The following is a 17,408-nucleotide window of genomic DNA, read 5'->3' as shown; positions in this document are numbered from 1 at the left end:
GGGCTTCACCATGGACCGCAACACCCGCACCCTCGCTACCCGATTGTTACTGGCCGGCGGCGTCATCAGCCTCTCGGCCCCCGCCGCTGCTGACTTCGTCAAAGACAGCAAGGCCAGCCTTGAGCTGCGCAACTTCTATTTCAACCGTGACTATCGCCAGGACAACGCCCCGCAATCCAAACAAGAGGAATGGGCGCAGGGATTCCTGCTGCGCTATGAATCGGGCTTCACCGAAGGGTTGATCGGCGTGGGATTCGATGCGATTGGCCTGGTCGGTGTCAAGCTCGATTCCAGCCCCGATCGCGCAGGCTCCGGCCTGCTCAAACGCCACCGCGACACGAGCAAAGGGGCTCAGGACGAGTACGGTGAACTGGGCCTGACCGCCAAAGTGCGTGCCTCAAAAAGCACGCTGAAACTCGGCACGTTGCTGCCGAAACTGCCGACGGTACTGGCCAACGATTCACGGCTGTTGCCACAAACCTTCGAGGGCGGTCAGTTGACGTCGCTGGAAATCGAAGGCCTGACCGTGGATGCCGGGCGACTGACGCAGGTCAATCAGCGCGACTCTTCGGATTACGAGGACATGGGCATCACCCGCACCGGTGCCAAGGGCATCACCACACGTCATGTCGATAGCGACAGCTTCGATTTCGCCAGCCTGAACTACAAATGGACCAGCAACCTCGCCACCGGCTACAGCTACGGTCACCTCGACAACTTCTACAGCCAGCACCTGGTCAACCTGACCTACGTGTTGCCGGTCACAACCGGCCAGTCGCTGAAGACGGATCTGCGCTTCGCCCGCTCCACGGACGATGGTGGCAGTAATGTCGATAACAATGCCATTGGCGCGATGTTCACCTACAACCTCGGCGGGCATGCGCTGGGCCTGGGTTATCAAGGCATGAGCGGCGACACCGGGTACGCCTACGTCAACGGCACCGATGCCTTCCTGGTGAACTTCGTGCAGATTGGCGACTTCGCCAGCAAGGACGAAAAGTCCTGGCAGGCGCGTTACGACTACAACTTTGCGGCCATCGGCGTTCCGGGCCTGACCTTCATGACCCGCTACCTCACCGGCGACAATATCGATCTGGGCAACAACCGCCCGGAAGGCAAGGAATGGGAACGTGATACCGACATCGGCTATGTCGTGCAGAGCGGGCCGTTGAAGAATGTCGGGGTGAAGTGGCGTAACGCGACGGTGCGTTCGACCAATTTCGGCAGCGATCTGGATGAAAACCGTTTGATCGTCAGCTACACCTTGCCGATCTGGTAAGCCAATTCAGGTTTCACAAGGGGGACTCGCTTGACGGCGCAGTCCTCTTTTTTATTCTGGATTTTCGCAGTGATGGCGGGCCTCTTCGGGAGCAGGCTCGCTCCCACAGTTGACCGGGTTGTTCAGATTGACACGGTTTAATGTGGGAGCGAGCCTGCTCGCGAAGGCGGCCTCAAAAGCGCCAAGGATGAGAGTAGGTTAAGATGCCTGCAAATCAGGTTCGCCACGAGACGCCCGTATGCCAGATAACAGTCGAAACACTCCCCGCCTGATCAAGAAGTACCCCAATCGCCGACTGTATGACACCCACACCAGCAGTCATTTGACGCTGGCGGACATACGCCAGTTGGTGGTCGACAAAATTGCCTTTCAGGTGGTCGATGCCAAGAGCGGCGAGGATCTGACGCGCAGCATCCTGCTGCAAGTGATCCTGGAAGCCGAAAGCGGCGGTGAACCCATCTTCACTACCGAAATGCTGATGGGGATTATCCAGTTCTACGGCCCTTATCAGGGTGTACTCGGCAGCTATCTGGACAAGAGCATTCAGACCGTGATCGACATCCAGTCTCAGACCGGCGCGCAGTCGTCCGAGGCCTGGAGCGACTTCATGCATCAACAGGCCCCGGTGATGCAGGACCTGATGCGCCAATATGTCGACCAGTCCAAGGCGTTGTATCTCAATACCCAGAACCTGTTTGGCATGTTTGGCGGTAAACCCGGCACCGATAACGGGCCGAAAAAAAATGGCGATGGGGAATAAACCCATCGCCATTGGTGTCGCTGATCTAGTGTGACTTACTTGTTACCGCTGGTAGCCTTGGCGCTTGCTTCTGGAGCCGCTTTGGTGGCCGAGGCAGTCGCTGCGTCGAAACTGCTCTGAGCCACATCGGCAGCCTGTTTTACGGCTTTCTGTGCGCTTTCGAACACGGTACCGGCATTCGCCAGGCTCGACTTGAACGCTGCCACAACAGGCTCGGAGCCGGCCGGTGCATTCTTGCTGATGGCTTCAACGAACTCTTGCACCTGTTGGGTGCCCGCTTCGACCTGACTCGAGGTCAGTTTGGCGATGTCCGACTGAGTACCGACGATCAGCGCTTGAACCTGGCGATTGAACTCGGCCAGACGTTCGGTCTGTGCGCTCGGCTGGGTGAAAGAAGCCTGCAGCTCGGCGAAACCTTGTGGATCACGGACGGCCAGCAGCTTGCGAACACCTTCGAAGTGCTCTTCGGTGGAGTCGCGCAGTGCCTTGAACTGCAACTGGCTGAGCTGTTCAACGCTGGCGAAGACTTTGCCGCTGATTTGCTGCAAAAGATCGAGGTTGGCTTTCTGAGCGGTTTGCAGTTTTTCCGAATTGAAAAAAGACATGCTTGAATCTCCTGGTACTGGAAGGCCCTGATGGACCTGAGGACGCGATAGCGATCCGGCCAGTCATCGCGTTAGCCTTGATATTGCAGTGCACAAAACCATTTGGCAACGTCTATTTTTGTGCGGTGCAAAATAAACTTTGCTCATGCCCTCCCTATTCGCTATAAACTCCAGACTATCGAACGGCCAGCCTAGTCCTCTTTAACTAAAGGGTTCAGATGCGCAGGTTGCCATGCATAGCGTCAGGAGATCACGATGGGTCAGGAAGTAAATATTGCGCTGCAAGATGAAGAGTTCTCCGAACCCGCTGGCTTGTTCGAACACCTGAATCATCTGCAACGCCTCAATACCCGCAACGTCCTGGACGCCGTGCAGAAGCGCCAGGCAAAAACCTTCGCGCCTTTAAGCCTTGGGCAACTCAGGCCGCCGACGACCGCTGACTGGCAGGACTACTTCACGGACCTCGGCCAACGCAGCGTTTTGTTCTGGGACACCTTGCGTCAGCGCGGCGACAACACCCTGGCCCACGAACGCGCCGGGTATCCGCTGCTGCTCAAGTTCAATCATGAAACGCTGGTCGCCGGGGAAGACCTGCCCCGCCCGGTCAATTACTCGCTTTTGCAAATCCTCGGCGGCCCCGGTCAACAGATCGACAGCAAAAAACAGCCGGTGATCATCATTGACCCACGCGGCGGCCACGGCTCGGGGATCGGCGGTTTCAAACAGGATTCGGTCATCGGCGAAAGTCTGAGAGCCGGCCACCCGACCTACTTCGTCTCCTTCAGTCACTCGCCACGCCCTGGGCAAACCCTCGCCGATATCACAGAAGCCCAGGCGCGGTTCATCGAAGTCGTCAGCGCCCGACATCCCGACAGCACCAAACCCGTGGTCATCGGCAACTGTCAGGCGGGCTGGGCGTTAATGGGCCTCGCGGCCACCCGGCCGGAGCTGCCGGGTCTGATCATTGTCAATGGTGCGCCGTTGTCGTATTGGGCCGGCGTCAATGGCCGCAATCCGATGCGCTACACCGGCGGTTTGCTGGGCGGTGGCTGGATGGCGCGCCTCGGTAGTGACCTCGGTAATGACCGTTTCGACGGCACCTGGCTGGTGAGCAATTTCGAAAACCTGGACCCGGCCAACACCTATTGGGGCAAGTACTACCACCTGTTCAGTGAAGTCGACAGCGAGGCCGCACGCTTTCTGGATTTCGAACGCTGGTGGGGCAGCCCGACCCTGCTCAACGGCGAAGAGATCGAGATGATTGTCGACGACCTGTTCATCGGCAATCGGCTGTCCGGTGGCCTCGGGCGCAAGAGCAGCGGGCTTGACCTCAAGCTGATCGAAGTCCCGGTGGTGGTGTTTTGCTCGTATGGCGACAACATCACCTCCCCGCAGCAGGCACTGGACTGGATCACCGACGTCTATCCCAGCGATCTCGCGTTGCAAAATGCCGGACGCACCATCGTTTACCTGCGACACGCGAGCATCGGTCACCTGGGCATCTTCGTGTCCGGTGAAGTGGCCCGGCGCGAGCACCGTGAGTTGCTCGGTGCAGTCAATGCGATCAATGCGTTGCCTGCCGGACTGTATGAAATGCTGATCGAAGACCTGCCGGAGAATTCGGCGACGCCGTATGCCGTGCGTTTCGAGCCCCGGCGTATCGCCGATATCCATGGCCAGGTGCAGCCGCCCCGTGACGATGATCGCGAATTTGCGCTGGTCCAGCGCGCGTCCGACATCAACAACAGTGTGTACGACGAATTCATACGCCCATGGTTGCGCCAGCTGATCAACGAACCCAGCGCCGAAATGCTGCGCCGGACACACCCTTTCCATCAGCAGCAAGTGGCCTGGAGCAGTTTGAACCCGGCGCTGTGGTGGTTGGCAGGCAGTGCCGCCCAAGTGAGCAAGGATCGTCATCCCGCCGGCCAAAACAACCCGTTGTTGGTCTGGCAGGAGCTGTTTTCCAACCAGGTGCAGGACGCCTTGAACGGCTATCGGGACCTGCGTGATGCGGCTCAGGAAATGTGTTTCTACGGCGTGTATGGCGTACTCAACAGCCTCACCGGCAATGCGCCCGGGCGAAATTTGCAGGAACATGCCGAGCAGCACGACAAGGTGCTGATCGAGCGCCTGCAGGATGCCCTGCCCCTTGGCGGTCTGATGGAAGCCTTGATACGGATCCTGTTCCTGCTGGGCCGCGACAGCGACAAGTCGGGCAAGGAAAGCGTCGAAAAATTGATCTTGCAACTGCAGGTGCTGCTCCAGGACTACAGTGCCGAACCGCTTGATTTGCGCGAAACCCTGCGCCTGCAAAAACTGCTGGTCGCCACCCACCCGCAAGAAAGCCTGCACAGCCTGCCCTTGATGCTTGTCGAAGTCGAAGAGCGCCAACAAGTGCTGGCGGCCGTCGCCAATTTGCTGCCGGAACTGCTGACCAGCGGCGCAGACAACCCATTCTGGTGCGAGCTGCACACGCTGCTCGACGTGCCGTTGCCAGGTTTCAGCCTGACCCAACCACCCGGTGCAGCCGATGCTATCGAAGAGAAAGTTCCGGCGATAACCCCTGAGCCGATCAAGCAGACAACCCCAGTGGTAGTCCTTGAGCCGGTTGCCCCGGTAGCGCCGACAAAAACGCGCAAACCCGCCAAGGGCAAAAAAGGCGCGAAGAAACCTCCTGCACCCTGATGAGCAACCTGTGTGGCGAGGGGATTTAGCGAAACGTCGCACCGCCCCGTTCGGCTGCGAAGCAGTCGTAAAACCATTGTGTGCGGTGTACCTGATACACCGCGGTTTCCGATTTCGGGGCCGCTTCGCAGCCCAACGGGGATAAATCCCCTCGCCACACAGGACCGTGTCAGACCGGCGCGGCCTCCTCGATTTCAAGCGATTCATCGGCCCGATACTGACCGGGTGTCATGCCAAACCAGCGGCTACAGGCTTTGTTGAAACTGCTGTGATCATGAAAACCAAGGAGATACGCGACATGCTTCATGTTGAAGTGAGAATGGCGCAGGTAGAAATCGGCCAATTGCCGGCGCACAGCGTTCTGCACGTCCTTGAATTGCGTCCCTTCCTTTTCCAGCGCGCGTTGCAGCGTCCGCTTGCTAATGTTCAATGCCGCCGCGATCGACTCCATGTCGCATTGCCCCTGCCCCTGGCCCTGACTCAAGCGCTCGGTAAGCAGCGCGCGAATCCTGCCGACAATGCAAAAGCCAAACAGCAGGTCCAGCTCAGCCTCGGCAAAACTGTCATGCATGACCGCCAACGCTTCGTTGGCCATGCTCAACGGATGCAGCAGTTCCTGCTCGTCAAACAAAATGCTGTCGTAAGGCGCGTCGAAATGCAGATTGCAGCCAAACAGCCGTCGATGCTCGGAGGTGTCTTCAGGTTCGGGATAGGTGAATCCCACGCTCAAGGGTTGCGGTGAGTTGCCGCCCGCCAGCTTACGGCAGAAACCCAGCAATGAAGCCAGCCCTGCATCGGTGTATTGGCGAGGTTTGACCGACCCTTTTTGTTGATGATCGAGGCCGGAAAGTCGGAAATTTTTTTGTTCCGATGTAAAGAAAAGGCTGAATCCGGTGCCAATCAACGGACTGAAACGGACCAGTCGTTCAAGGGCTTTTTTCAGATTCAGGCTGGACATCATGGTGTAGCCGACGATCTGAAAGCTGCCAGGGTGGAAGCTTCCATAGGCCTTCAAGCCGATGTCTGGATCACCCGAGGCCTGAGCGGCCAGATCCCATAGTCGATAGATAGCCCTTCGCTCGCAAAACGCTCCTGGTTTGTTCGCGAGCTTTATGTCTAGTTCAGCCTCCCGACACAGACTGGCAACATCCAGTCCTTGAGCCGAGAGCGTATTTACCAGCACGCTGGCATAGCCTGAACTCATTCTATACATGGCGTCCTCAATGACCTGTGGAACCGAACATCCTGTCCGGAGCCATGACTGATCTACGTTACATCAAATACTAACGGATCGTACCGTTACCAATATTGACCCCAGTATAGGTAACTCTCACTTTTAGCCACTATTTCAGACCATTCGTCACTCTGTAGCAGCCTTGTGGCGAGGGGATTTATCCCCGTTCGGCGGCGAAGCCGTCGTAATCCATTGGACGCGGTGTGGCTGGAAAAACAGGGGCCGCTTCGCAGCCCAACGGGGATAAATCCCCTCGCCACAAGGCAGCTGCTACAGATGAGCGTCGAGGCGACGACAGAAAGTTCAGATTCATTTCGTGCATGGCACCGTTGGACACCAGACCGTCACCTCTCAACACTTCCGCACACCCCGTCAATGCCGAACAATCCCCCCATCTTGCAACGCAAAATACAAAAAGGAAGAGAGCATATGAAGTCGCTTGGTCGTATTGCGTTGGTCACGGGTGGTATGGGTGGGATTGGTACTGCGATTAGCCAACGCCTGTACAAGGAAGGATTCAAGGTCATCGTGGGCTGCAGCTCTGATTCCGCCCGCAAGAACGAATGGATGGCGAGCCAACTGGAGGCGGGTTATCAATTCGAATGCATCTATGGCGACATCACCGATTGGGAATCAACGCGCAAAGCGTTCGAGATGGCACGAGAGCAATTCGGCCCGATCGATGTATTGGTCAACAACGCCGGCATCACGCGTGATGCGTCCTTTCGCAAACTGACGCCCGAAGACTGGAACGCGGTCATCGGCACCAACCTGAGTGGCCTGTTCAACACCACCAAACAGGTGATTGAAGGGATGTTGGCCAAGGGTTGGGGACGGGTCATCAACATCTCCTCGATCAACGGTCAGCGCGGCCAGTTCGGCCAGACCAACTACAGCGCGGCCAAGGCCGGCATCCACGGCTTCACCATGGCACTGGCCCGGGAAGTTTCCGGCAAAGGCGTGACCGTCAACACCGTTTCCCCAGGCTACATCCAGACCAGCATGACCGCGGCCATCCGCCCGGACATTCTCGACACCATGATCGCGGCCACACCGGTCGGGCGCCTCGGCCAACCTGAAGAAATCGCCTCCATCGTGGCCTGGCTGGCTTCCGATGAATCGGCCTATAGCACCGGGGCCGACTTCTCGGTCAACGGCGGCATGAACATGCAGTAGACCTGTCAGGGCATGGATGCCCTGCTTTCGCTCGACAAAATCTTAATGAGGTCACGCATGAACGAAGTCGTAATCGTTGCCGCTACTCGTACCGCCATTGGCAGTTTTCAAGGTGCCTTGTCCGCGATTCCAGCCACCGAGCTGGGCGCGGCGGTCATTCGCCGCCTGCTGGAAGAGACAGGTCTGGACGGCTCGCAGATCGATGAAGTGATCCTCGGTCAGGTACTCACCGCAGGCTCGGGGCAAAACCCGGCACGCCAGACGGCGATCAAGGCCGGCCTGCCCCATACCACCCCTGCCCTGACCCTGAACAAGGTCTGCGGCTCGGGCCTCAAGGCGGTCCAGCTCGCGGTCCAGGCCATCCGTTGCGGCGACGCCGAACTGGTGATTGCCGGCGGTCAGGAAAACATGAGCCTGGCGCCCTATGTGCTGCCCAAGGCACGCACCGGTTTGCGTCTGGGTCATGCGCAACTGCAAGACAGCGTGATTCAGGACGGTTTGTGGGATGCCTTCAACGACTACCACATGGGCATCACCGCCGAAAATCTGGCAGAGAAGTACAACCTCAGTCGCGAAGACCAGGACGCTTTCGCCGCGGCCTCGCAACAGAAAGCCGCTGCTGCCATCGAAGCGGGCTACTTCAAGCGTGAAATCACCCCGATCCTGATCCCTCAGCGCAAGGGTGAGCCGCTGGTCTTCGACACCGATGAACAGCCGCGTCCAGACAGCACGCTGCAAGCGCTGGGCAACCTCAAACCCGCGTTCCAGAAAAACGGCAGCGTGACCGCCGGTAACTCGTCCACCCTCAACGACGGTGCCGCCGTGCTGTTGCTGGCTAGCGCCGCCAAGGCCCTGGCCCTCGGCTTGCCGGTTCTGGCACGCATCAAGGCTTACGCCAGCGCTGGCGTCGACCCGTCGATCATGGGCATCGGCCCGGTGCCGGCCACCCGTCTGGCATTGACCAAAGCCGGCTGGACCCTGGACGACCTCGACCTGATCGAAGCCAATGAAGCGTTCGCAGCGCAGTCACTGGCGGTCGGCCGGGAACTGGGTTGGGACACCAGCAAAGTCAACGTCAACGGTGGCGCGATTGCCCTGGGTCATCCGATCGGCGCATCGGGCGCGCGGATTCTGGTGTCGCTGTTGCACGAGCTGATTCGTCGCGATGGCAAAAAAGGCTTGGCTACGTTGTGCATCGGTGGCGGCCAGGGCGTCAGCCTGGTCATCGAGCGCTAGAAACACAGGAGTGTTTGCTTAAGTTGCTGACGCGGCGCCGAAGTCCGGCGCCGCGGTTTTTTTCTGCCCGGCTTACGTAAGTGGGCAAGGAGTTCCATGGACAATAACGCGCATACCTTCAACACCTTCTGGTCAGGCCAGGTTCCGTTCATTGCCTCCTTTGCAGTGCAACAATTACGTCTCTGGGTCAGTAGCAATCCGTGGTTTACCGGCCAGGAATACAACGAATGGTTTGACCTGCCGCGCGGCACCCTGGACAGCCTTCAATCGGATTACCAACAGCAATGGGGCGAACTCGGCCAGCGTCTGCTGACCGGTCAGCCGTTCAGCTTCGACGATCGACGTTTTGCCAGCGGCAACTGGAGCCAGCCACTGTTCGGCTCCCTCGCCGCCTTTTATCTGCTCAACGCAGGGTTTCTGCTGAAGCTGCTGGACACGTTAGCGATTCCGGACAAAAAGCCGCGCCAACGCCTGCTCTATCTGGTGGAACAAGCCATCGCCGCCGGGGCACCCAGCAACTTTCTGGCCAGTAATCCCGATGCGTTGCAACGTGTCGTCGACACCCAGGGAAGCAGCCTCCTCACCGGCCTGTTGCACCTGGCCAGCGACCTGCAAGAAGGCAAGATGCGCCAGTGCGACGCCGGTGCATTCAAAGTGGGTGTCGACCTTGCCAACACCCCCGGCGAAGTGGTGTTCGAGAACGAACTCTTCCAGCTCATCCAGTATTACCCGCAAAGCGAAACCCAGTACCGGCGCCCGGTGTTTGTCGTGCCGCCGTCAATCAACAAGTACTACATTCTCGACTTGCGCCCGGACAACTCGATGGTGGGCCATCTGTTGAAACAAGGGCACCCGGTGTTTCTGATGTCGTGGCGCAACTTCGACCAGGAACACGCTGACACCACCTGGGATGATCTGATCGAAACCGGCATCCTCAAAGGCCTGCAAGTGACCCGTGAAATCAGCGGCGAACAACGGCCCAATTGCGTCGGTTTCTGCATCGGCGGCACCTTGCTGAGTTCGGCGCTGGCCGTCCTGGCAGCGCGCGGTGATCGCGAGATCGGCAGCGTGAGCCTGCTGACCACCTTCCTCGACTACCTCGACACCGGCCCCATCGACGTCTTCGTCGACGAACAATTGGTGGCCTACCGCGAGCGCACCATCGGTGGCAAGGATGGCCCCATCGGCCTGTTCAAGGGCGAGGACATGGGCAACACCTTCTCGCTGCTGCGCCCCAACGACCTGTGGTGGAACTACAACGTCGACAAATACCTCAAGGGCCAGAAACCGATCCCCCTTGACCTGCTGTACTGGAACAACGACAGCACCAACCTCCCCGGCCCGATGTATTGCTGGTATCTGCGTCACACCTATCTGCAAAACGACCTGAAATCCGGTGAGCTGGACTGTTGCGGGGTCAAACTGGACCTGCGCGCCATCGATGCTCCTGCGTATATCCTCGCCACCCATGATGATCACATCGTGCCGTGGAGAAGCGCTTACGCCAGCACCGAGTTGCTTTCCGGGACCAAGCGTTTTGTGCTGGGCGCTTCGGGGCATATCGCCGGCGTGATCAACCCACCGGCCAAGGAAAAACGCCACTACTGGACCAACAATCGGGTTACTAAAAACCCTGAAACCTGGTTCAAGAACGCCCAGCAACATTCCGGTAGCTGGTGGAATGACTGGTTCGTCTGGCTGGCTGAACAGTCCGGCGAACGCCAGCCTTCGGTGCTGCACACCGGTAACGCACAATACCCGGCGATTGAGTCGGCACCGGGGCGTTATGTGATGCAATGACAGACAGCCCCGCGCCATAGCTGATAGCGCGCGGGGCGGTCCTTCAAGCGTCCTCGCAAGAAAACCAAACACAGCACATTAGCTCAATATCCCCGCCTGAATCTACGCAACCATGGCCTCCTCACTCACCCGTAAGGACATCGCCATGGCCCTCGCAAAAGCTGTTCCCGGCAAAACCCTGCTGACCCCGACCGACCACACCCTGATCATGATCGATCACCAGTCGCAGATGTCCTTTGCGACCAAGTCGATTGACGCCGTCACCTTGCGCAACAACGCCGCACTCGTGGCCAAGGCCGCGCGGGGCTTCAAGGTGTCGACCATCCTGACCACCGTCGCCGAGAAGAGCTTTTCCGGACCGATCTTCGACGAAATCAAGTCAGTATTCCCGGAGCACAACGTCATCGACCGTACCAGCATGAACACCTGGGAAGACGAGCGCATTGCCGTCGAAGTCAACGCGTTCGGCAAACAGAAAATCGTTCTCGCCGGCCTGTGGACCTCTGTGTGCATCGTGGGCCCGGCGCTGTCGGCGATCGACCAGGGTTTCGAGGTTTACGTGATTGCCGATGCCTGTGGCGACGTCAGTACCGAAGCCCATGAAATGGCGATGCAGCGCATGATCCAGATCGGTGCCCGCCCAATGACCTCGCTGCAATACCTGCTGGAACTCCAGCGCGACTGGGCGCGCATCGAAACCTATGAAGAAACGGTGAAAACCTCGATTGCCAACGGAGGCTCCTACGGTCTTGGCCTGATCTACGCCAAAACCATGTTCGGTGCCTCGGAAGGCCATTAAGCGGTTTCCCTATAAAAAGCGAGTGACTGCGGACATTCCGCAGTCACTGCTGCTTGGTGATTGACCGATGAAGATTGGTAAGCAAGACCTTCGCCCCGGGTTCCCCTTCTGGTTATCGGTGCTGTTCGCCGGTACCGCCGGGACAGCCCTGGCTGATGAATCTGCACAAGGGTTTCTGGACGGCGCAACGCTTGACGTGCTCGGCCGCAACTTCTATCTCAACAGCGACTACCGGTCCCCTTCGCCGACAGGAAAAAGCTATAAAGCGGAATGGGCTCAAGGCTTTATCAGCGCTTTTGAATCCGGTTTCACACCCGGCACGCTTGGGTTTGGCCTCGACGCCCACGCCTTTCTGGGACTGAAGCTGGATGGCGGCAAGGGACATTCCGGGACGGGATTGCTGCCCGTGGATGATGACGGTCGTAGCGAAGACAACTATTCCAGTGGTGGCGGCGCGCTGAAAATCAGAGCCTCCCGAACGACCTTGGCGTTCGGTGAAATGATGGTGGAAACCCCGGTGTTCGATACCGCGGACAAGCGTCTGCAACCGGAGTACGCCACAGGATTACTGCTGAACAGCCGCGAAATTGAAGGCGTCAATCTGGTTGCCGGTCATTTCACAGCGTTCAAGAACCAGGACAGTTCTTCGAGCAAGGGCAACTTCTACGGCTACGGCGCCAACACCGAGGCGGGTGGTATCTCGTTTCTCGGCGCTGACCTGTTCACCCAGAGTCCCGTCGGGGGAGCGCTCTACGCGTCCGAGCTGACCGACACCTGGCATCAGTACTACGGCAACCTGCACCTGAAGCAGCCCGGGGTGTTTCTCGACGCCAATGTCTATCACACGAAGGACACCGGCCAGGCGCTGGCCGGCGCCATCGACAACACGGCGTTCAGCCTGTCGGGGAAATACACTCACGATGCCCACGCGTTTACGCTGGCTTATCAAAAAATCAATGGTGACACGCCCTTCGATTTCGTCGGTGGCGACTCCATCTACCTCGCCAACTCGATCAAATACGCCGACTTCAACGGCGCCCATGAACGTTCCTGGCAAGCACGTTACGACCTCGACTTAAGCACTTTCGCAATTCCCGGCCTGAACTTCATGACGCGTTACGTCATGGGCAGCCAGATCGACGGCACCCATGCACCCAAGGGCGGCGCCTACAACCGTTTCGATGACTCGGCCGGTGAATACCTGCCCCAACAAGGCAATGGCGGACGGCATTGGGAACGCGACATAGACCTGCGTTACATCGTGCAGTCCGGCGCGGCCAAAGGGTTGTCTGTGCAGCTGTCCCATGTTTCGCATCGGGCCAACGCAGCCCAGGCGGGCGACGATATCGACAGGGTTTATTTGGTCATCCAGTACCCGCTGAGCGTCGGGCATCTCTGATGGGAAAAATGGCGGAAGGCAGCCGGAGTCGAACCTGCCCGGGAACGGATGCCGTCCCCAACCGGGTTTGAAGCCCGGCCGCGCCACCGGGCGCGATTGCCTTCCTTGAAGTCAGTGCTCGGTGCGCTGGGCCAAGGCATTGTCGAGGCGGATTTGGCGCTTGTCACCAAACCGTCGTGTCAGGCCGAGCCGGTCGAAGTATTCGAGAATCTGGATGCTGCGCTTGCGACCCAGGCCCACCGCATCACGAAACACCGTGACCTGAATCACCGGGTTTTGCGCGGCCAGTTGCACAAGCATAGCCGCCAATCGGCGGATCATCGTGTCGGTGTAGAACAGGTCACGGACGACTTGATGCACCAATCCCAACCTCGCCATTTTGCACAGCAGCAAGCGCACGGCCGCCTCGTCATGGCCAAGGTTGCGCACCCACGGCGGATCAAAACCAGCCTGTTCGAACAACGGTTGCAAGTGTTGCCACAGGGCTTTGTCGTCTTCGCTCAAACGCACCTGATGATCGGGCAAATGCAGCCATGGCCCGCTGGCGACAATCGCACCATTGGCGAGTAATTCGTCGAGCAGGCTGATGAACGTCGGACGGGCCAGCGCTGTGCCGGTGAACCGCCGCAGGCGATCCCGGTCCGGGCCCATTTGATCCGGTTCCAGTTGATGAAAACGTGCGAGGTGTTCCAGCAACGGCGCTTTCAGCGCTTCCCAGCGGGCTGCACTGAACAGCAACGGACCTTGGCGGGTGTCGATCAGGCGCACGGCATCGGGCAAAACCCACGTGTTGCGGAGGCGGTTGAATTGACGCTCCAAACGCTGCGGATCGAGCCCGGTGTCGCTGTTGGCCAATAACGCCGGCAGGCTGTCTTCCAACTCATTGCCTGTGGCGAGGGCGTGTAGCTGCGCCAGCCGCTCGGGACTTCGGCGTTGTCGGGTCGGTGCAAACGGGTCGAGCACCCGAGCGCCACCGAGGGTGCGTTGGGCGCTCTGGTTACGCAGGATCAATGGATCGCCCTTCACGGCCTGCACCGGCGCATTCAGCAGCAGTTGCGCGAACATCCGTTCACCCGCCGCCAGGCTGGAACCTTCCAGCAACGCCACCCGCCCGGTCACGTCCTGAGTCCCCACGTGAACGTGCACGGGTTGAAAGTGCTCGAAGGCTTTGGGTTCGCTCGCCAGCAATTGCAGGTCGATATCCACTCGCTGGGTCGGCGCGTACAGCCACTCGGCCAGCAACCAGTGACCGCGATGAATCTGCTCCAGGGCCAAGCGTTCGGCACTCAGGTTTAACGCTACTCGCTGCCCGGCCGTTGCGACCTCGGCAGACTGATTCTGCGCATGCAGGCCGCGCACGCGCACGGGTTTGCCCTGCGGGCCGAGCATCAGCGTGTCGCCCACCGCCACCTGGCCAGACAACGCAGTGCCGGTCACCACGATACCGACGCCGGCCACGTTGAAGGCACGATCGATCGCCAGGCGAAAACCGCCGGTGGTGCTGCGTTGAAGGACTTCACGTTGCGCCTCGAGCAAGGCCTGTCGCAGGGTCTCGACGCCCTCCCCGGTTACACTCGACAGCGCAATCTGCGGCGCGTTTGCATAGGATCCCGGGGCCAGCAGTGTCTGGATCTGTTCGCGGACGACTTGCACTCTGGACGGTTCAACGCGGTCGCATTTGCTGATCGCCACCAGCGCCCGAGGAATGCCCAACAATTCAACGATGTTCAGGTGTTCGCGGGTCTGCGGCATGACGCCATCGTCGGCCGCGACCACCAGCAACACCAGATCAATGCCCTGAGCGCCCGCCAGCATATTGTGGGTGAAGCGCTCATGACCGGGCACATCGATAAAACCGGTCAGGGGCGCCTGCGGTTCCAGCGCCGCGTAAAGGTAGCCGAGGTCGATGGTCATGCCGCGTTCACGCTCTTCCCGACGGCGGTCGCCGGCCTGGCCGGTCAGTGCCTGGAGCAAGGACGTCTTGCCGTGGTCGATGTGCCCTGCGGTGCCGACGATCACCCTACGGCTCCTGCAATTTGATCGAGTTGCGCCAGCCACGCCGGCTCATCGTCCAATTGCCGCAGATCCAGCCACAACGCATCGTCGTCAATGCGCCCGAGCACCGGAATCGGCAACGCACGCAGGGCCGCCTCCAGACCGTGCAGCTGCCGTCCGCGAAGACGTTTGGACGCGTGCGGTCGCAGGCATAAAGCCGCACTCGGCAATCGCGCCACCGGTTGGCTGCCGCTGCCGATCATGCCCAGCGCCGGGACCGCGCTGACGCTCCAGCCGTCGCCCAAGACCTTGGCCAGCGAGGGTTGCAGGCGCTCAGCCTGGGCGAGGATGTCCGCTTGGGGTCGGGTCAGCAGGCGCAAACTCGGCAACCGCTCGGCCAGTCGATCAGGATCGCGGTACAGGCCCAACACCGCTTCGAGGGCGGCCAGGGTCAGTTTGTCGACCCGCAAGGCGCGTTTGAGTGGATTTTTCTTGATCTTCGCGATCAGGTCTTTTCGGCCGACAATCAACCCGGCCTGGGGACCGCCGAGTAGCTTGTCCCCGCTGAAGGTGACGATGTCGGCGCCATCGATCAGCGCCTGGCGCACGGTCGGCTCGGCGGGCAAGCCCCAGCGCGTCAGGTCCAGCAGGCTGCCGCTGCCGAGGTCTTCAAGCAACGGCAAGCCGTGTTTATGCGCGAGTTGCGCTAACTCGGCGGTCGGCACCCGAGCGGTGAAGCCTTCAATGCTGTAGTTGCTGGCGTGTACCCGCATGACCAGTCCACTGCGCGGACCGATCGCGGCTTCGTAGTCTCTGGCATGGGTGCGATTGGTGGTGCCGACTTCGTGGAGCCTGACCCCGGCTCTCGCCATGATGTCGGGAATGCGGAAGGCGCCGCCGATTTCGATCAGTTCGCCCCGGGAAATGATGCCTTCCTTGCGCGCGCCCAGGCTGTTGAGCGTCAGCAACACCGCGGCGGCGTTGTTGTTGACCACCGTCACCGCCTCGGCGCCGGTCAGCTCGCGGATCAGGCCTTCGATCAGGTCATCACGGTCGCCGCGCTTGCCGCTGTGCAGGTCGAACTCCAGATTGAGCGGATAACGGGCCGCCCTCTGCACGGCGTCGATGGCTTCCTCCGGTAACAACGCTCGCCCCAGATTGGTGTGCAGCACCGTGCCGGTGAGGTTGAACACCCGACGCACGTTGCTGCGATGCTGCGATGCCAAGCGTTCACCCGCCCTGCCCGCTAACACTTCAGGCGCGATTTCAATAGCGTCGAGTTGCCCTGAAAGAACCGGTTCACGCAAGTCATCCAGCAATTGCCGCAAATTGGCCAGCAACGCGTCACGCCCATAACGCTCGGCCAGCGGTTGGCAGGCGGGATGGCGCAGTAAACTGTCGATGGAGGGCAGCCGCAGAGCCTGGCTGGCGGATCTGGAGGACATCAGGCGCTCCCGCAAACGTTGACCGTAGCGCCTGAGTGTAGCCGCTCAGCTCAAAGGGATAGCTCAGTCACCTCCGGGTGCCAGCAGAAGATTAGGCGCCGGACGCTGGTAACCTTCCTGCTCCAGGCGCATGTCCAGCAGCAGGCTGGTCAGGTCCGCCGAAAGCGCTTCGGCCTCGGCGTCGTTTTCCAGATAAAGCAGCTTCAGATAGCTATGGCAGCCAGGACAGACCTCCGCGCGTAACGGCGCCTGGTTGGCGGCGTGGCGATCGTCATCGAGGCTGACGTATTCAAGGCCTTTGCTTTGTTCGCAATACACGCATTTGACCCGCACCACATGCCATTCGCAGGCACACAGCGAGCACACCAGATACCGCAAGCCGTTGTACTTGCCGCGATGGCGAATCACCCCGGCCATGGCCGGCGAACCGCAGGCCGGGCATTGGCTGAGACTGTCGCCGGGCTTCAGCGCAAGGTCCGGCGTGCTCAGCAACCAATGACTCCAGGCCACCTGCAACGCCGCGCCGAGAAACGGCACCACGGCGGCGGGCAGCAAGGCGAACTGGCCGCTGACCAGCGCAATCGCCCAGGCCTTGAGTTGCCCGACGTTGGCTCGGCGCAAGGTCGCCACGGCTTTTTCCACGGCAGGTTGCGGCGGTGGCTGGTAACGCTGCAACAGGTCTTCGAGGTACGCCAGCCAAAGGTCTTCACGCACCAGACTGTCGGCGGCGAACGGCGGTAAACCGTGTTGTTGGCACACTCGAAGGCGTTCGGGATCGGGCATGGCGGCCACGGGTGGATCGTCCATCAGACGCTGCTGCACGTGGCACAGGCCGGTCACCAGCCGCAGGTAATCGGCCAGTGGATGGCCGTCGACCAGACGCTCCAGTCGCAATGCGCGCAAGGTGAACAGGTTTTTCGGTGGCAGGTGCAGAAACGGCGGCGAGCTCGCCGCCGCTTCGATCTCGCCAGGCTCAAGAATCGTCGCCAAGG

General features: G+C 59.9%; 13 protein-coding genes and 1 tRNA gene. 8 read left to right on the top strand and 6 right to left on the bottom strand.

The genetic code is table 11. The features are described 5' to 3' along the window. The first annotated feature begins 10 nt into the window (after nt 1–10). Together ACYZTW_RS16125 and phaR are read left to right on the top strand one after the other, a co-directional pair. Complete coding sequence (locus tag ACYZTW_RS16125) at nt 11–1,279, top strand: OprD family porin (protein WP_462000839.1); 1,269 nt, start codon at nt 11–13, stop codon at nt 1,277–1,279. Nucleotides 1,280–1,517: 238 nt separating this feature from the next. Then, the gene (phaR, locus tag ACYZTW_RS16120; protein ID WP_462000838.1) at nt 1,518–2,039 is read left to right on the top strand and encodes a polyhydroxyalkanoate synthesis repressor PhaR; all 522 of its coding nucleotides are present in this window, start codon (nt 1,518–1,520) and stop codon (nt 2,037–2,039) included. Between the two features lie 35 nt (nt 2,040–2,074). On the opposite strand, the gene phaP is transcribed toward phaR, so the two are convergent. Further along, nucleotides 2,075–2,644: a TIGR01841 family phasin gene (gene phaP / locus ACYZTW_RS16115; protein WP_462000837.1), complete on the bottom strand. Its 570-nt coding sequence runs from the start codon at nt 2,642–2,644 to the stop codon at nt 2,075–2,077. A 255-nt stretch (nt 2,645–2,899) separates the two neighbouring features. Here phaP and ACYZTW_RS16110 point away from each other — a divergent pair, with 255 nt between their 5' ends. Further along, on the top strand, nt 2,900–5,332 hold the full coding sequence (locus ACYZTW_RS16110) for a DUF3141 domain-containing protein (protein ID WP_462000836.1): 2,433 nt from the start codon (nt 2,900–2,902) through the stop codon (nt 5,330–5,332). 169 nt (nt 5,333–5,501) lie between these two features. On the opposite strand, the gene ACYZTW_RS16105 is transcribed toward ACYZTW_RS16110, so the two are convergent. Beyond that, entirely contained in the window at nt 5,502–6,545 is a 1,044-nt protein-coding gene (locus tag ACYZTW_RS16105; protein WP_462000835.1) for an AraC family transcriptional regulator, read from the bottom strand. 450 nt (nt 6,546–6,995) lie between these two features. Here ACYZTW_RS16105 and phbB point away from each other — a divergent pair, with 450 nt between their 5' ends. From phbB to ACYZTW_RS16080, 5 genes are all read left to right on the top strand, one after another. Then, complete coding sequence (phbB, locus tag ACYZTW_RS16100; RefSeq protein ID WP_462000834.1) at nt 6,996–7,742, top strand: acetoacetyl-CoA reductase; 747 nt, start codon at nt 6,996–6,998, stop codon at nt 7,740–7,742. A 57-nt stretch (nt 7,743–7,799) separates the two neighbouring features. Continuing rightward, complete coding sequence (locus ACYZTW_RS16095) at nt 7,800–8,978, top strand: acetyl-CoA C-acetyltransferase (RefSeq protein ID WP_462000833.1); 1,179 nt, start codon at nt 7,800–7,802, stop codon at nt 8,976–8,978. A 96-nt stretch (nt 8,979–9,074) separates the two neighbouring features. After that, entirely contained in the window at nt 9,075–10,778 is a 1,704-nt protein-coding gene (gene phaC / locus ACYZTW_RS16090; RefSeq protein WP_462000832.1) for a class I poly(R)-hydroxyalkanoic acid synthase, read from the top strand. 145 nt (nt 10,779–10,923) lie between these two features. Beyond that, nucleotides 10,924–11,577, top strand: coding sequence for a hydrolase (locus ACYZTW_RS16085; RefSeq protein ID WP_462000831.1), 654 nt, complete (start codon nt 10,924–10,926; stop codon nt 11,575–11,577). Nucleotides 11,578–11,644: 67 nt separating this feature from the next. Beyond that, a complete protein-coding gene (locus tag ACYZTW_RS16080) occupies nt 11,645–12,976 on the top strand; it encodes an OprD family porin (RefSeq protein WP_462000830.1) in 1,332 nt (443 codons plus the stop codon). A 9-nt stretch (nt 12,977–12,985) separates the two neighbouring features. On the opposite strand, the gene ACYZTW_RS16075 is transcribed toward ACYZTW_RS16080, so the two are convergent. From ACYZTW_RS16075 to fdhE, 4 genes are all read right to left on the bottom strand, one after another. Next, nucleotides 12,986–13,081 (bottom strand) — tRNA-Sec (locus tag ACYZTW_RS16075). Nucleotides 13,082–13,087: 6 nt separating this feature from the next. Continuing rightward, on the bottom strand, nt 13,088–14,995 hold the full coding sequence (selB, locus tag ACYZTW_RS16070; protein WP_462000829.1) for a selenocysteine-specific translation elongation factor: 1,908 nt from the start codon (nt 14,993–14,995) through the stop codon (nt 13,088–13,090). Then, entirely contained in the window at nt 14,992–16,416 is a 1,425-nt protein-coding gene (gene selA, locus ACYZTW_RS16065; RefSeq protein ID WP_462000828.1) for an L-seryl-tRNA(Sec) selenium transferase, read from the bottom strand. Before selA ends, selB begins: the two co-directional genes overlap by 4 nt. A gap of 63 nt (nt 16,417–16,479) precedes the next feature. Beyond that, complete coding sequence (gene fdhE / locus ACYZTW_RS16060; protein ID WP_462000827.1) at nt 16,480–17,406, bottom strand: formate dehydrogenase accessory protein FdhE; 927 nt, start codon at nt 17,404–17,406, stop codon at nt 16,480–16,482. Between the last annotated feature and the right edge of the window lie 2 nt (nt 17,407–17,408).

The sequence above is a fragment of the Pseudomonas sp. LB3P25 genome, assembly GCF_054897985.1.
The sequence above is the reverse complement of the archived record's forward strand: the minus strand, read 5'-3'. Positions and strand labels throughout refer to the sequence as shown.

Bases quoted from the DNA above. Each gene is read 5' to 3' on its own strand.
- ACYZTW_RS16125 (WP_462000839.1), top strand. From the start codon at position 11: ATGGACCGCAACACCCGCACCCTCGCTACCCGATTGTTACTGGCCGGC.
- phaR (WP_462000838.1), top strand. From the start codon at position 1,518: ATGCCAGATAACAGTCGAAACACTCCCCGCCTGATCAAGAAGTACCCC.
- phaP (WP_462000837.1), bottom strand. From the start codon at position 2,644: ATGTCTTTTTTCAATTCGGAAAAACTGCAAACCGCTCAGAAAGCCAAC.
- ACYZTW_RS16110 (WP_462000836.1), top strand. From the start codon at position 2,900: ATGGGTCAGGAAGTAAATATTGCGCTGCAAGATGAAGAGTTCTCCGAA.
- ACYZTW_RS16105 (WP_462000835.1), bottom strand. From the start codon at position 6,545: ATGTATAGAATGAGTTCAGGCTATGCCAGCGTGCTGGTAAATACGCTC.
- phbB (WP_462000834.1), top strand. From the start codon at position 6,996: ATGAAGTCGCTTGGTCGTATTGCGTTGGTCACGGGTGGTATGGGTGGG.
- ACYZTW_RS16095 (WP_462000833.1), top strand. From the start codon at position 7,800: ATGAACGAAGTCGTAATCGTTGCCGCTACTCGTACCGCCATTGGCAGT.
- phaC (WP_462000832.1), top strand. From the start codon at position 9,075: ATGGACAATAACGCGCATACCTTCAACACCTTCTGGTCAGGCCAGGTT.
- ACYZTW_RS16085 (WP_462000831.1), top strand. From the start codon at position 10,924: ATGGCCCTCGCAAAAGCTGTTCCCGGCAAAACCCTGCTGACCCCGACC.
- ACYZTW_RS16080 (WP_462000830.1), top strand. From the start codon at position 11,645: ATGAAGATTGGTAAGCAAGACCTTCGCCCCGGGTTCCCCTTCTGGTTA.
- selA (WP_462000828.1), bottom strand. From the start codon at position 16,416: ATGTCCTCCAGATCCGCCAGCCAGGCTCTGCGGCTGCCCTCCATCGAC.